The 13,808-nt window shown below is 62.7% G+C and carries 11 protein-coding genes; all 11 read left to right on the top strand.

Annotated features, from left to right (window positions below; all coding sequences use genetic code 11):
* Positions 1-3 precede the first annotated feature (3 nt).
* The 11 genes from ubiB (at position 4) to PQR27_RS02010 (ending at position 13,793) form a co-directional block, all read left to right on the top strand.
* A complete protein-coding gene (ubiB, locus tag PQR27_RS01960) occupies positions 4-1,581 on the top strand; it encodes a ubiquinone biosynthesis regulatory protein kinase UbiB (protein WP_408522050.1) in 1,578 nt (525 codons plus the stop codon).
* Between the two features lie 23 nt (positions 1,582-1,604).
* Entirely contained in the window at positions 1,605-2,228 is a 624-nt protein-coding gene (locus tag PQR27_RS01965) for a methyltransferase domain-containing protein (RefSeq protein ID WP_408522051.1), read from the top strand.
* 150 nt (positions 2,229-2,378) lie between these two features.
* Positions 2,379-2,780, top strand: coding sequence for an FmdB family zinc ribbon protein (locus PQR27_RS01970; RefSeq protein WP_408522052.1), 402 nt, complete (start codon positions 2,379-2,381; stop codon positions 2,778-2,780).
* Positions 2,781-2,855: 75 nt separating this feature from the next.
* Positions 2,856-3,515, top strand: a complete 660-nt coding sequence (locus PQR27_RS01975; protein ID WP_408522053.1) for a DUF502 domain-containing protein — start codon at positions 2,856-2,858, stop codon at positions 3,513-3,515.
* Between the two features lie 65 nt (positions 3,516-3,580).
* Positions 3,581-5,380, top strand: coding sequence for an aspartate--tRNA ligase (gene aspS, locus PQR27_RS01980; protein WP_408522054.1), 1,800 nt, complete (start codon positions 3,581-3,583; stop codon positions 5,378-5,380).
* A gap of 180 nt (positions 5,381-5,560) precedes the next feature.
* Entirely contained in the window at positions 5,561-6,061 is a 501-nt protein-coding gene (gene nudB / locus PQR27_RS01985) for a dihydroneopterin triphosphate diphosphatase (RefSeq protein WP_408522055.1), read from the top strand.
* Entirely contained in the window at positions 6,058-7,317 is a 1,260-nt protein-coding gene (clsB, locus tag PQR27_RS01990) for a cardiolipin synthase ClsB (protein WP_408522056.1), read from the top strand. Before nudB ends, clsB begins: the two co-directional genes overlap by 4 nt.
* 225 nt (positions 7,318-7,542) lie before the next feature.
* The gene (locus PQR27_RS01995) at positions 7,543-8,142 is read left to right on the top strand and encodes a TetR/AcrR family transcriptional regulator (protein ID WP_408522057.1); all 600 of its coding nucleotides are present in this window, start codon (positions 7,543-7,545) and stop codon (positions 8,140-8,142) included.
* Positions 8,143-8,238: 96 nt separating this feature from the next.
* Positions 8,239-10,026 carry an acyl-CoA dehydrogenase C-terminal domain-containing protein gene (locus PQR27_RS02000; protein WP_408522058.1) on the top strand — a complete coding sequence of 596 codons (1,788 nt, stop codon included), beginning with the start codon at positions 8,239-8,241 and terminating at the stop codon, positions 10,024-10,026.
* 110 nt (positions 10,027-10,136) lie between these two features.
* Entirely contained in the window at positions 10,137-12,572 is a 2,436-nt protein-coding gene (locus PQR27_RS02005) for a 3-hydroxyacyl-CoA dehydrogenase/enoyl-CoA hydratase family protein (RefSeq protein WP_408522059.1), read from the top strand.
* Between the two features lie 21 nt (positions 12,573-12,593).
* Positions 12,594-13,793 carry an acetyl-CoA C-acyltransferase gene (locus PQR27_RS02010; RefSeq protein ID WP_408522060.1) on the top strand — a complete coding sequence of 400 codons (1,200 nt, stop codon included), beginning with the start codon at positions 12,594-12,596 and terminating at the stop codon, positions 13,791-13,793.
* The last annotated feature ends 15 nt before the right edge of the window (positions 13,794-13,808 follow it).

Raw genomic sequence — 13,808 nt, forward strand, 5'->3', positions numbered from 1 at the left:
ACCATGCGTTTTCTGCGTTTCCTCAAAATTTTCTTTACGGTCATCCGCTTCGGTCTCGATGAGATGATGCTCGGTCGCATCAACGACCGGCGCGTGCGGTTGCTGCTGCGTATCACCACGATCGGTCGCAAGTTCGATGCGCCGCCAGGCGTGCGGCTGCGGCTCGCGCTCGAAAGCCTCGGGCCGATCTTCGTCAAGTTCGGTCAGGTGCTGTCCACGCGGCGCGATCTGCTGCCGGTCGATATCGCCAACGAACTGGCCAAGCTGCAGGATCAGGTGCCGCCGTTCGATTCGGCGGTGGCGATCGGGCTGGTCGAAAAATCGCTCGGCGCACCGGTCGACGTGCTGTTCGACGATTTCGAGCGGGTGCCGGTGGCAAGCGCATCGATCGCACAGGTGCACTTCGCCAAGGTGAAGGCCGGGCAGCACGCGGGCAAGGCGGTCGCCGTGAAGGTGCTGCGGCCGAACATGCTGCCGGTGATCGACTCCGACCTTGCCTTGCTGCGCGACATCGCCGTATGGGCCGAGCGCCTGTGGGCGGACGGCAAGCGCCTGAAGCCGCGTGAGGTGGTCGCGGAATTCGACAAATACCTGCACGACGAGCTCGATCTGATGCGCGAGGCGGCTAACGGCAGCCAGCTGCGCCGCAACTTCGCCGGCCTCGATCTGCTGCTGGTGCCGGAGATGTACTGGGAGTTCTGCACGCCCACCGTGCTGGTCATGGAGCGGATGGTCGGCGTGCCGATCAGCCAGGTGGAAACGCTGCGCGCAGCTGGCGTCGATATCCCGAAGCTGGCGCGCGAGGGCGTCGAGATATTCTTCACCCAGGTGTTCCGCGACGGCTTTTTCCATGCCGACATGCACCCCGGCAACATTCAGGTGAGTCTCGATCCGGCGCACTTCGGCCGCTATATCGCGCTCGATTTCGGCATCATCGGCGCGCTGTCGGACTTCGATAAGAACTACCTCGCGCAGAACTTCCTTGCGTTCTTCAAGCGCGACTACCATCGCGTCGCCACGCTGCATCTGGAGTCCGGCTGGGTGCCGCCCACCACCCGCGTCGAGGAACTGGAAAGCGCGATCCGCGCAGTCTGCGAGCCGTATTTCGACCGCGCGTTGAAAGACATTTCGCTCGGTCAGGTCTTGATGCGCCTGTTCTCGACCTCGCGCCGCTTCAACGTCGAAATTCAGCCGCAACTGGTGCTGCTGCAAAAAACCATGCTGAACGTCGAAGGGCTGGGCCGTTCGCTCGACCCTGAACTGGACCTTTGGAAGACCGCGAAGCCGTATCTCGAGCGCTGGATGAACGAGCAGATCGGCCTGCGCGGCTGGTACGAGCGTCTGAAGATCGAGGCGCCGCAGTGGAGCAAGACGTTGCCGCAATTGCCGCGCCTGATTCATCACGTGCTGGCTGAGCGTCACGACAATGCTCGTGGCGCCAACGACGACATGATTCGCCAGATCCTGCTCGAGCAGAAGCGTACCAACCGGTTGCTGCAAGGGCTGCTGTTGTTCGGCGTGGCGGTCGGCGTCGGTGCGGTGCTGGCGCGGGCGTTTCTGGCATTCGCCTACGGCGGTTGATACGGATTCACACGAGGCAATCCATGAGCGACCCGACCCAGCCTTCCGCCCCTGATTTCGCGACCCGCGACCCGAATTCGCCGGACTTCTGGGACGAGCGCTTTGAGCGCCAGTTCATGCCATGGGACCAGGCGGGCGTGCCGTCCGCGTTTCAATCGTTCGCCGGCCGGCATAGCGGCGCGGCGGTGCTGATTCCCGGCTGCGGCAGCGCCTACGAGGCGTTCTGGCTTGCGCAGCAAGGCAATCCGGTTCGCGCGATCGATTTTTCGCCGAACGCCGTCGCGGCCGCGCGCCAGCAACTGGGCGCAGAGCACGCGGATCTGGTCGAGCAGGCTGATTTCTTTACCTATGAGCCGCCGTTCACGCCCGCGTGGATTTATGAGCGCGCGTTTCTCTGCGCACTGCCGCTGGCGCGCCGCGAGGACTACGCGCAACGAATGGCCGCGTTGCTGCCGGCGGGTGCGCTGCTCGCCGGGTTCTATTTCATCGGCGCGACGCCCAAAGGGCCGCCCTTCGGTATCGAGCGCGCCGAACTCGATGCGCTGCTCACGCCGCACTTCGATCTGATCGAAGACGAGGCCGTGCACGATTCGATTGCGGTATTCGCCGGCCGCGAGCGCTGGCTGACATGGCGCCGCTGCGGCTGAGGCCGCACTTGATTCGCGATCGGCCGCCCCCACCTATGGCAACGGCGGCTGCGTCGGGCGCTTGTCCCCAAAATCCGGGGGAGGGGTGTCGTTTGCGGCTATAATTCAAGGCTTTGCAAGCGTTTACAAGATTTCAGTAGGGAAAAGTTCATGCCGATCTACGCTTATCGTTGCGAGTCATGCGGCTTCGGGAAGGACGTGCTTCAGAAGATGAGCGACCCCCAGTTGACGCAGTGTCCCGAGTGCGGGAAAGACACCTTTCGCAAGCAGGTCACTGCCGCCGGTTTCCAGTTAAAGGGCTCCGGCTGGTATGTAACCGATTTCCGCGGCGGCAATGGCGGCGCGAATGCGCCTGCCAAGCCCGACGCCAACGGCGGCTCGAATGGAAACTCGGGCGAGAACGCTTCGGCCGATAACGGCGCCGCAAAATCCGACACGGCTTCGGCTGGCAGCACGGCCGCAGCGGGTTCATCGAGCGCGGCCGCCACGCCGGCTGCGCCTGCTGCCGCACCGGCCGCTTCGGCGAGTTCGAGCGGTTCCGGCAGCGCCTAGTGGGACCGCCGCCCTCGGGGGCGGCGCACACGCCGCGCCGTGGGCCTTGGCTCGCGCGGCTTTCTGGCGGTACACATGACGACGAAAAAAACGACGCTCAAATCGGTGTTTCTGACTGGCCTGCTGGTGCTGGTGCCTCTGGCCATCACACTGTGGGTGCTCGGCCTGATCATCGGCACGATGGACCAGACACTGTTGCTGCTGCCGCGCGCGTGGCAGCCGGAGCGCGCGCTCGGCTTCCGTTTGCCGGGCCTCGGCGCAGTGCTGACGCTGGCGTTCATCTTTGTCGTCGGGCTGTTGACGCAAAACTTCATCGGGCAGAAGCTTGTGAAGTGGTGGGAAGTCGTGGTCGCTCACATTCCGGTGGTCGGCCCGATCTACACCAGCGTCAAGCAGGTGTCCGACACTTTGCTGTCGAGCAGCGGCAACGCGTTTCGCAAGGCGCTTCTGATCGAATACCCGCGCCGCGGTTCCTATACGATTGCGTTTCTGACCGGCATCCCGGGCGGCGACGTGGTCAACCACCTGAAAGAAGAGTACGTCAGCGTGTATGTGCCAACTACGCCGAACCCAACGTCCGGCTTCTTCCTGATGGTGCCGAGGAGCGAAGTGATCGAGCTCGACATGACGGTCGACGCCGCGCTCAAATACATCGTCTCGATGGGCGTCGTGGCGCCGTCCGCGCCGCCGGCGCCGGTGCCGGTGCGCCGCACGACAGTCGAGCCTCCGCTGTAATGCCGGCGCGCAGTGTTTTCATTGCAGCGCGCCGTTCAACCAATGCATAACGAAAGACAAACATCATGTCGATGAGAACTGAATACTGCGGTCTGGTGACCGAAGAACGGCTGGGCCAAACCGTCTCGCTGTGTGGCTGGGTGAGCCGCCGCCGCGACCATGGCGGCGTCATCTTCATCGACCTGCGCGACCGCGAAGGCCTCGTCCAGGTCGTCTGCGATCCCGATCGCGCGGAGATGTTCAAGACGGCCGAAGGCGTGCGCAACGAGTTCTGTCTGCAGATCAAGGGCGTGGTTCGCGCCCGCCCGGAAGGCACGACGAACGCCGCGCTGAAAAGCGGCAAGATCGAAGTGCTGTGCCATGAACTGATCGTGCTGAACGCGTCGATCACGCCGCCGTTCCAGCTCGACGACGACAACCTGTCGGAAACCACGCGTCTTACGCACCGTGTGCTCGACCTGCGCCGTCCGCAGATGCAGCACAACCTGCGTCTGCGCTACCGCGTCGCGATCGAAGTGCGCAAGTACCTGGACTCGCTGGGCTTCATCGACATCGAAACGCCGATGCTCACCAAGAGCACGCCGGAAGGCGCGCGCGACTACCTGGTGCCGTCGCGTACCAACCCGGGCCAGTTCTTCGCGCTGCCGCAATCGCCGCAACTGTTCAAGCAGCTGTTGATGGTGGCGAACTTCGATCGCTACTACCAGATCGTCAAGTGTTTCCGCGACGAAGATCTGCGCGCGGACCGTCAGCCGGAATTCACGCAGATCGACTGCGAAACCTCGTTCCTGTCGGAACAGGAAATCCGCGATCTGTTCGAAGCCATGATCCGTCACGTGTTCAAGGAAACGATCGGCGTCACGCTGGACGAGAAATTCCCGGTCATGCTGTATTCGGAAGCCATGCGCCGCTTCGGTTCGGACAAGCCGGACCTGCGCGTGAAGCTCGAATTCACAGACCTGACCGATGCGGTCAAAGACGTCGACTTCAAGGTGTTCAGCACGCCGGCCAACACGAAGGACGGCCGCGTCGCGGCGATCCGCGTGCCGAAGGGCGGCGAGCTCTCGCGTGGCGATATCGACAGCTACACGGAATTCGTGCGTATTTACGGCGCGAAGGGTCTGGCGTGGATCAAGGTCAACGAAGTGGCCAAGGGCCGTGACGGTCTGCAAAGCCCGATCGTCAAGAACCTGCACGACGAAGCCGTGAAGGCGATCATCGAGCGCACCGGCGCGCAAGACGGCGACATCATTTTCTTCGCGGCGGATCGCGCGAAGGTGGTGAACGACAGCCTGGGCGCGTTGCGTCTGAAGATCGGCCATTCGGAATTCGGCAAGGCCAACGGTCTGGTCGAAACGGGCTGGAAGCCGCTGTGGGTGATCGATTTCCCGATGTTCGAATACGACGAGGAAGACAACCGCTACGTCGCCGCACATCACCCGTTCACGAGCCCGAAAGACGAGCATCTCGAGTATCTGGAAACGGATCCGGCGCGCTGCCTCGCGAAGGCATACGACATGGTGCTGAACGGCTGGGAAATCGGCGGCGGTTCGGTGCGTATCCACCGTGAAGAAGTGCAGAGCAAGGTGTTCCGCGCGCTCAAGATCAACGCGGAAGAAGCCCAGGCCAAGTTCGGCTTCCTGCTCGACGCGTTGCAATACGGCGCGCCGCCGCACGGCGGTATCGCGTTCGGTCTGGACCGCATCGTCACGATGATGGCCGGCGCCGATTCGATCCGCGACGTGATCGCATTCCCGAAGACGCAACGCGCGCAGTGTCTGCTCACGCAGGCGCCGAGCGAGGTGGACGAGCGCCAGCTGCGCGACTTGCACATCCGTCTGCGTCAGCCGGAGCCGAAGGCGTAACGGCGTGAAGCAAGCCGAAGCTGTCTGAAAACAGCAGCATGAGGCGACGAAAAAGTGAATCGAAAAAGGCGCTTAATGCGCCTTTTTCGCTTTTTGCGTTACAGTCGAAGCAACCGGTCTCGACCGCTCATGGACCACTCGCCGACATGTACCGCGCAAGCGTTGCGCCCAGTTAAAGCCATGCCGAAACCGCCAAAGATCCCGCAATCCGTACTTGTCATCATTCATACGCCTGCGCTCGAGGTGCTTCTGATCGAGCGCGCCGACCATCCGGGTTTCTGGCAGTCAGTGACGGGTTCCAAAGATCACCTGGACGAAGCGGTCGCCGAAACGGCGGCGCGCGAAGTGGCCGAGGAGACCGGTATCGTTGTCGGCAGCAGGCTAGTGCCGCAGAGCGCCCTATTCGACTGGCGCTATCAGATCGAGTACGAGATCTATCCCGAGTTCCGGCATCGCTATGCTGAAGGCGTGATCCACAACACCGAGTACTGGTTCAGCCTCGAGGTGCCCGAGCAGCTCGAGGTGACCCTCGCGCCGCGCGAGCACACCGCGTTCCTGTGGCTGCCGTATGAAGAGGCCGCGTCACGCTGCTTTTCGTCGTCGAATGCCGACGCGATCCTGCAACTGCCGAGGCGGCTCGCTAGCCGTTCCGCCCAACCAGCCGGGGAGCGTGCTCGGTGAGCGTCGGCGGCGCGCGCCGTTTCGCGCGACTCCGGCAATCGCTGCTCGGCCGCCGCTATTGGCAGCGCTACCGCTTCACCAGCGGCAACGCGATCAGGCTGCTGCGTTCCGGCGATGAGTTCTTCAGCGCGCTGATTGCGCGTATCGACGCCGCAGAGCGCGACGTCGTCCTCGAAACCTACATCTTCTGCAACGACAACGCGGGCCAGCAGGTCAGCGCCGCGCTGCTCCGGGCTGCCGCGCGCGGCGTGAAGGTGCGCGTGATTACCGACGGCATCGGCACCGCGCGTCTGCCGATGTTCAACGAATGGCCGCTCGCCGGGGTTGACCATCGCATCTACAACCCGCACCTGTTTGGCCGCTTCGGTTTTTCGCGCACGCACCGCAAGCTGGCCGCGGTAGACGATCAGTTCGCGTATTGCGGCGGTATCAACATCGTCGACGATTACGAGAACAATGGCGAGAAGCTGCCCTACCGGCGCTGGGACTTCGCGGTCGAACTGCATGGGCCGGTGGTCGCCGATGTCCGCCAGGCGTTCGAGTTGCAATGGCAGCGGATTCGCCTTGGGCATCGGCCGTTGGAATCCATGGCGCCCGATCCTGGGCCAAAGACCGCGGCATCGCTCGGCACCTTGCGCCGGCGCCGCCGCAACCGCAACGAGGAACTCTGGGCCGGCGGCCTGCCGTGCGTGGCGTTTGTCGCGCGCGACAACCTGATCAACCGGCGCGCGATCGAGAAAGCGTATCTGACCGCCATCGGCCAAGCGCGCAACGAAGTGCTGCTCGCCAATCCGTATTTCATGCCGGGTCGCAAGCTGCGGCGCGCGCTGGTGTTCGCCGCGCGGCGCGGTGTCGACGTGAAGCTGATCATCGGGCGCAAGGAGTTCGCCGCGCTCGATTACGCCGTGCCGTTCCTGTACCGCTCGCTTCTCAAGGCCGGCGTGAAGATCGCCGAGTACGAGAAAACCCTGCTGCACGGCAAAGTCGCGGTCGTCGACTCGAGCTGGGGCACCGTCGGCTCGTCGAACCTCGACGCGCTGAGCCTGATGCTCAACAACGAAGCTAATGTGGTGCTGGTGAACGACCCGCAGATCGACGCCTTGCGTGAAGCGATCCTGGTGGCCTTCAAGGACTCGCGCCGGATCGATGAGGCGCGCTATGATGCCCGTCCGGCCGGTGAGCGATTCCTCAACTGGCTTGCCTACACGACCTATCGGGCCGTGATGAAGCTTCTGACGGTGGGTGGATATGACTAGCTCACGGGCACCTCGCCCATAACCGCGAGGGCACGGCGCCACGGGGAGGGAAAAAAGAAGGCAAACGCCTCTAAAAAATCTCCTTCCTCTGATTGACGAATGTCGCAGAATTGAAACCAGGTTAGAAACCGGTTTCTAATAAAGTCCTTGTTTCGCGGACGGCCGCAGCCAATAATAGTACGGCCGTTCGATTTTCTTTCGGTCACATTAGAACGGTAAATAGCTATGCGAAAAGGCGAACAAACGCGAGCCGCGATTCTCGAAGCAGCACTTGATCTGGCAAGCCGCGATGGACTGGAAGGTCTGACGATTGGGCTGCTGGCCGAGCGCATGCAGATGAGCAAAAGCGGTGTGTTCGCGCATTTCGGGTCGCGCGAGGATTTGCAGGTCGAGGTCGTGCGCGAATATCACCGTCGTTTTGAAGACGAGGTGTTCTTTCCGAGTTTGCGTGAGCCCCGCGGCTTGCCGCGCTTGCGCGCGATGATTTCCCGCTGGATCGAGAAGCGCATTCAGGAAGTGACGACCGGGTGCATCTATATCAGCGGGGCTGTCGAGTACGACGACCGCGCTGACAACCCGGTGCGCGAGCAACTCGTGTCGAGCGTGACGATCTGGCGTGCGGCACTCAATCGTGCGATTTCGCAGGCGATGGAAGAAGGGCATCTGCGTGCCGATACGGATCCGCAACTGATGCTGTTCGAACTGTATAGCTTCACGCTCGGGCTGCATCACGACGCGCGCTTCCTGCATTTGCCGGATGCAGTACGTCTTACGTGGGCCGCGCTGGAAAAATTGATTATTTCGTATCAGAGCGAAAGCCGTTAGCAGCGCCGCCGAACTTAAGCAGATTCAGCGGCGCTGACAGTCCGTTGCACGGACCGAGCCAACGGCCTGGCTCCTTGTCAAACTTTGGAGAGAGTCATGGGACAGTACGCCGCGCCGCTGCGCGACATGCAATTCGTGTTGCACGAGCTGCTTAACGTCGAAGCCGAAATCAAGCAGATGCCGAAGCACGCAGATCTCGATGCCGACACGATCAACCAGGTACTCGAAGAAGCCAGCAAATTCTGCTCGGAAGTCCTGTTCCCGCTGAATCAGAGCGGCGACCAGGAAGGCTGCACGTACGTCGGCGACGGCGTCGTGACCACGCCGAAGGGTTTCCGGGAAGCCTATCAGCAGTACGTCGAAGCCGGCTGGCCGGCGCTCGGCTGCGATCCGGAATACGGCGGCCAGGGCCTGCCCGCATTCGTCAACAACGCGCTGTATGAAATGCTGAACTCGGCGAATCAGGCGTGGACGATGTATCCGGGCCTGTCGCACGGCGCGTATGAATGTCTGCACGCGCACGGCACGCCGGAACTGCAACAACGTTATCTGCCGAAGCTGGTCGCGGGCGTCTGGACCGGCACGATGTGTCTGACCGAACCGCATTGCGGCACCGACCTCGGCATTCTGCGCACCAAGGCCGAACCGAATAGCGACGGCTCGTACGCAATCAGCGGCACGAAGATTTTCATCTCCAGCGGCGAACACGATCTCGCGGAAAACATCGTGCACCTGGTGCTCGCGCGTCTGCCGGATGCGCCGATGGGCACCAAGGGCATTTCGCTGTTCATCGTGCCGAAGTTCGTGCCGAATGAAGCGGGCGAACCGGGCGAGCGCAACGGCGTGAAGTGCGGCTCCATCGAACACAAGATGGGCATTCACGGCAACGCAACCTGCGTGATCAACCTCGACGGCGCGAAGGGCTGGCTGGTCGGCGAACCGAACAAGGGCTTGAACGCCATGTTCGTGATGATGAACGCCGCGCGTCTGGGCGTCGGCATGCAGAGTCTGGGCCTCACTGAAATCGGTTTCCAGAACTCGCTGGTGTACGCGAAAGAGCGTCTGCAAATGCGCTCGCTGACTGGCCCGAAAGCGCCGGAAAAGGCCGCCGACCCGATCATCGTGCACCCGGACGTGCGCCGCATGCTGCTCACGCAGAAGGCCTATGCCGAAGGCGCGCGCGCGTTCTCGTACTGGTCCGCGCTGCACATCGACAAGGAACTGTCGCATGCTGAAGAAGCGGTGCGCAAGGATGCCGCCGACCTCGTCGCGCTGCTCACGCCGATCCTGAAGGCGTTCCTGTCGGACAACGCGTTCGAAAGCACCAACCACGCCATGCAGGTTTACGGCGGCCACGGTTTCATTACCGAGTGGGGCATGGAGCAATACGTGCGCGACGCGCGTATCAACATGATCTACGAAGGCACCAACGCGATTCAGTCGCTCGACCTGCTGGGCCGCAAGGTGCTCGGCGACATGGGCGCGAAGATGAAGAAGTTCGGCAAGCTGGTCGCCGAATTCGTCGAAGCCGAAGGCGTCAAGCCGGAGATGCAGGAATTCATCAACCCGCTCGCCGACATCGGTGAGAAGGTGCAGAAGCTGACGATGGAAATCGGCATGAAGGCCATGCAGAACCCGGACGAAGTCGGCGCTGCCGCCGTGCCGTATCTGCGTACCGTCGGCCATCTGGTGTTCTCGTACTTCTGGGCGCGCATGGCGCGTATCGCGCTGGACAAGGAAGCATCGGGCGACACGTTCTACAAGGCGAAGCTCGCCACCGCACGCTTCTACTTCGCGAAGCTGCTGCCGGAAACGGCCATGACGATCCGCCAGGCACGCGCGGGTTCGAAGTCGCTGATGGAAGTTGAAGAGTCGCTGTTCTAAGGCACACCCATCCAGGCAGGCGCCACGCTTTCTAAAAAAACGCGTGGCGCTTGACCCAGCCATCCATCGCGCAACATACGCGACCCCGTACAACTCCCCGGAGGAACGACGTGAGCAATCTGATCATTCGCAAGGTAGCCGTGCTCGGCGCCGGCGTGATGGGCGCGCAGATCGCTGCGCACCTGATCAACGCCAAGGTGCCTGTGCTGCTGTTCGACCTGCCCGCCAAGGAAGGCCCGAAGAACGCAATCGCCCTGAAGGCAATCGAGAATCTGAAGAAGCTGTCGCCGGCGCCGTTCGGCGTGAAGGACGACGCGCAATACATCCAGCCCGCGAATTACGACGACGACATCGAAAAGCTCGCCGGGTGCGATCTCGTGATCGAAGCGATCGCCGAACGCATGGACTGGAAGCACGACCTGTACAAGAAGGTGTCGCCGCACCTCGCGCCGAACGCGATCTTCGCGACCAACACGTCGGGTCTGTCGATCACCGAACTGTCGCAAGGTTTTTCGGATGAACTGAAGGCGCGCTTTTGCGGCGTGCACTTCTTCAATCCGCCGCGCTACATGCACCTGGTCGAACTGATTCCGACCGCCACCACGCGCCCGGAAATCCTCGATCAACTCGAATCGTTCCTGACGAGCGTGGTCGGCAAGGGCGTCGTGCGCGCAAAAGACACGCCGAACTTCATCGCCAACCGTGTCGGGATTTTCTCGATCCTCGCCGTCATTACCGAAGCCGCGAAGTTCGGCCTGCGTTTTGACGAAGTGGACGACCTGACCGGCAGCCGCCTGGGCCGCGCAAAATCGGCAACCTTCCGCACTGCGGACGTGGTCGGTCTCGACACGATGGCGCACGTCATCAAGACGATGCAGGACAACCTGAAGGACGATCCGTTCTTCCCGGTGTACGAAACGCCGGCCGTGCTTGCCGAACTGGTGAAGAAGGGCGCGCTCGGTCAGAAGACCGGCGGCGGCTTCTACAAGAAAGAAGGCAAGGCAATCAAGGTGCTCGACCCGAAAACGGGCACCTACGTCGACGGCGGCGCGAAGGCCGACGAACTGGTCGGGCGCATCCTGAAGCGTCCGCCGGCAGAGCGTCTGAAGCTGCTGCGCGAGTCGGAACACCCGCAGGCGCAGTTCCTGTGGTCGATCTTCCGCGACGTGTTCCACTACATCGGCGTGCATCTCGAATCGATCGCCGATAACGCGCGCGACGTCGACCTCGCCATCCGCTGGGGCTTCGGCTGGAGCGAAGGTCCGTTTGAAGGCTGGCAGACGGCCGGCTGGAAGCAGGTGGCCGAATGGGTGCAGGAAGACATCGCGGCGGGCAAGGCGTTGTCGACTACGCCGCTGCCGTCGTGGGTGCTCGAAGGCCCGGTCGCCGAAACGGGTGGCGTGCATACGAACGAAGGTTCGTGGTCGCCGGCTTCGAAGACCTTCGTGCCGCGCTCGCCGCTGTCGGTCTACGACAAGCAGGTGTTTCGTGCACCGCTGGTCGGCGAAACCTCGGCTGATCCGAAGACCTACGGCAAGACGCTGTTTGAAACCGACGCCGTGCGCGCATGGGTGGACGATCGCGCAGGCGAGAACGACGTGCTGATCGTGTCGTTCAAAAGCAAGATGAACACGATCGGACCGTCGGTGATCGACGGCCTGACGCAAGCCATCGAACTCGCCGAGAAGGACTACAAGGGTCTGGTGGTGTGGCAGCCCACGTCGCTGAAGCTCGGTACGCCGGGCGGCCCGTTCTCGGCCGGCGCGAACCTGGAAGAAGCGATGCCCGCGTTCATGACGGGCGGCGCGAAGGGCATCGAGCCGTTCGTGAAGAAATTCCAGCAAGGCATGCTGCGCGTGAAGTATGCGAGCGTGCCGGTGATCTCGGCTGTGTCGGGCATCGCGCTTGGCGGCGGTTGCGAACTGGCGCTGCATAGCGCGAAGCGTGTCGCGCACATCGAAAGCTATCTCGGTCTGGTCGAAGTGGGCGTGGGTCTGGTGCCCGCGGGCGGCGGTCTGAAGGAAGCGGCACTGCGCGCAGCGGAAGCCGCGAGCGCAGCCGGCGCGACCAACGACCTGCTGAAGTTCGTGCAGAAGTCGTTCGAAAACGCGGCGATGGCGAAGGTCTCGGCCTCCGCGCTCGACGCCCGCGCGATGGGCTACCTGAAGCCGTCCGACACGATCGTCTTCAACGTGTTCGAACTGCTCGACATCGCGAAGAAGGAAGCGCGTGCGCTTTCGGCAGCGGGCTACCGTCCGCCGCTGCGCGTCACGCAAGTACCGGTGGCGGGCCGCTCGGCGATCGCGACCATCAAGGCATCGCTCGTCAATATGCGCGACGGCCGTTTCATCAGCGAGCACGATTTCCTGATCGCGAGCCGCATCGCGGAAGCGGTGTGCGGCGGTGACGTGGAAGCCGGCAGTCTCGTCGACGAGGAATGGCTGCTGCAACTGGAGCGTCGTGCGTTTGTCGATCTGCTCGGCACGCCCAAGACGCAGGAACGGATCATGGGCATGCTGCAAACCGGCAAGCCGGTTCGTAACTAACGCGCGCATTTGGAGCTTTAAATGACAAAGCAACTGCAAGACGCATACATCGTCGCCGCGAGCCGCACGCCGATCGGCAAGGCGCCGCGCGGGATGTTCAAAAATACACGCCCGGACGAACTGCTGGTGCACGCGATCCGCTCGGCCGTGGCACAAGTGCCGGGCCTCGACACGAAGGTCATCGAAGACGCGATCATCGGCTGTGCGATTCCGGAAGCGGAACAAGGCCTGAACGTCGCGCGGATGGGCGCGTTGCTGGCCGGCCTGCCGAACTCGGTCGGCGGTGTGACGGTGAACCGTTTCTGTGCTTCGGGTCTGACCGCGCTGGCGATGGCGGCTGATCGTATTCGCGTCGGTGAATCCGACGCCATGATCGCGGGCGGCTGCGAATCGATGAGCATGGTGCCCATGATGGGCAACAAGCCGTCGATGTCGCCGCACATCTTCGATCGCAATGAAGATATCGGTATCGCCTACGGCATGGGCCTGACGGCAGAGAAGGTCGCCGAGCGCTGGAAGATCAGCCGCGAAGCGCAAGACGCGTTCTCGGTCGAATCGCACCGCCGCGCAATCGCCGCGCAGCAAGCGGGTGAGTTCAACGACGAAATCGCCGCCTACACGATCGCGGAGCGTTTCCCTGATCTCGCCACCGGCGAAGTGAAGGTGAAGACGCGCGAAGTTGCGCTCGACGAAGGTCCGCGTGCGGAAACGTCGCTGGAAGGTCTGGCGAAGCTGCGCGCGGTGTTCGCGAACAAGGGTTCGGTGACGGCGGGCAACAGCTCGCAGACGTCGGACGGCGCGGGCGCGCTGATCGTAGTGTCGGAAAAAATGTTGAAGGAATTCAACCTCACGCCGCTCGCGCGTTTCGTCAGCTTCGCCGTGCGCGGCGTGCCGCCGGAAATCATGGGCATCGGTCCGAAGGAAGCGATTCCGGCCGCGTTGAAGGCAGCGGGCCTGAAGATCGACGACATGGACTGGATCGAACTGAATGAAGCGTTCGCTGCGCAGTCGCTGGCAGTGATTCAGGACCTTGGTCTCGATCCGTCGAAGATCAACCCGCTCGGCGGCGCGATCGCGCTGGGCCATCCGCTCGGTGCGACGGGCGCGATTCGTGCATCGACCGTGGTGCACGGCCTGCGCCGGCGCAACTACAAGTACGGCATGGTGACGATGTGCGTCGGCACCGGCATGGGCGCCGCCGGCATCATCGAGCGTCTGTAAGCCGGACTCATGGCC

Source organism: Paraburkholderia fungorum (assembly GCF_046027215.1).
Lineage (GTDB): Bacteria > Pseudomonadota > Gammaproteobacteria > Burkholderiales > Burkholderiaceae > Paraburkholderia > Paraburkholderia fungorum_D.

Bases quoted from the DNA above. Each gene is read 5' to 3' on its own strand.
- PQR27_RS01995 (WP_408522057.1), top strand. From the start codon at position 7,543: ATGCGAAAAGGCGAACAAACGCGAGCCGCGATTCTCGAAGCAGCACTT.
- PQR27_RS01965 (WP_408522051.1), top strand. From the start codon at position 1,605: ATGAGCGACCCGACCCAGCCTTCCGCCCCTGATTTCGCGACCCGCGAC.
- PQR27_RS01975 (WP_408522053.1), top strand. From the start codon at position 2,856: ATGACGACGAAAAAAACGACGCTCAAATCGGTGTTTCTGACTGGCCTG.
- nudB (WP_408522055.1), top strand. From the start codon at position 5,561: ATGCCGAAACCGCCAAAGATCCCGCAATCCGTACTTGTCATCATTCAT.
- PQR27_RS01970 (WP_408522052.1), top strand. From the start codon at position 2,379: ATGCCGATCTACGCTTATCGTTGCGAGTCATGCGGCTTCGGGAAGGAC.
- PQR27_RS02010 (WP_408522060.1), top strand. From the start codon at position 12,594: ATGACAAAGCAACTGCAAGACGCATACATCGTCGCCGCGAGCCGCACG.
- ubiB (WP_408522050.1), top strand. From the start codon at position 4: ATGCGTTTTCTGCGTTTCCTCAAAATTTTCTTTACGGTCATCCGCTTC.
- PQR27_RS02000 (WP_408522058.1), top strand. From the start codon at position 8,239: ATGGGACAGTACGCCGCGCCGCTGCGCGACATGCAATTCGTGTTGCAC.
- aspS (WP_408522054.1), top strand. From the start codon at position 3,581: ATGTCGATGAGAACTGAATACTGCGGTCTGGTGACCGAAGAACGGCTG.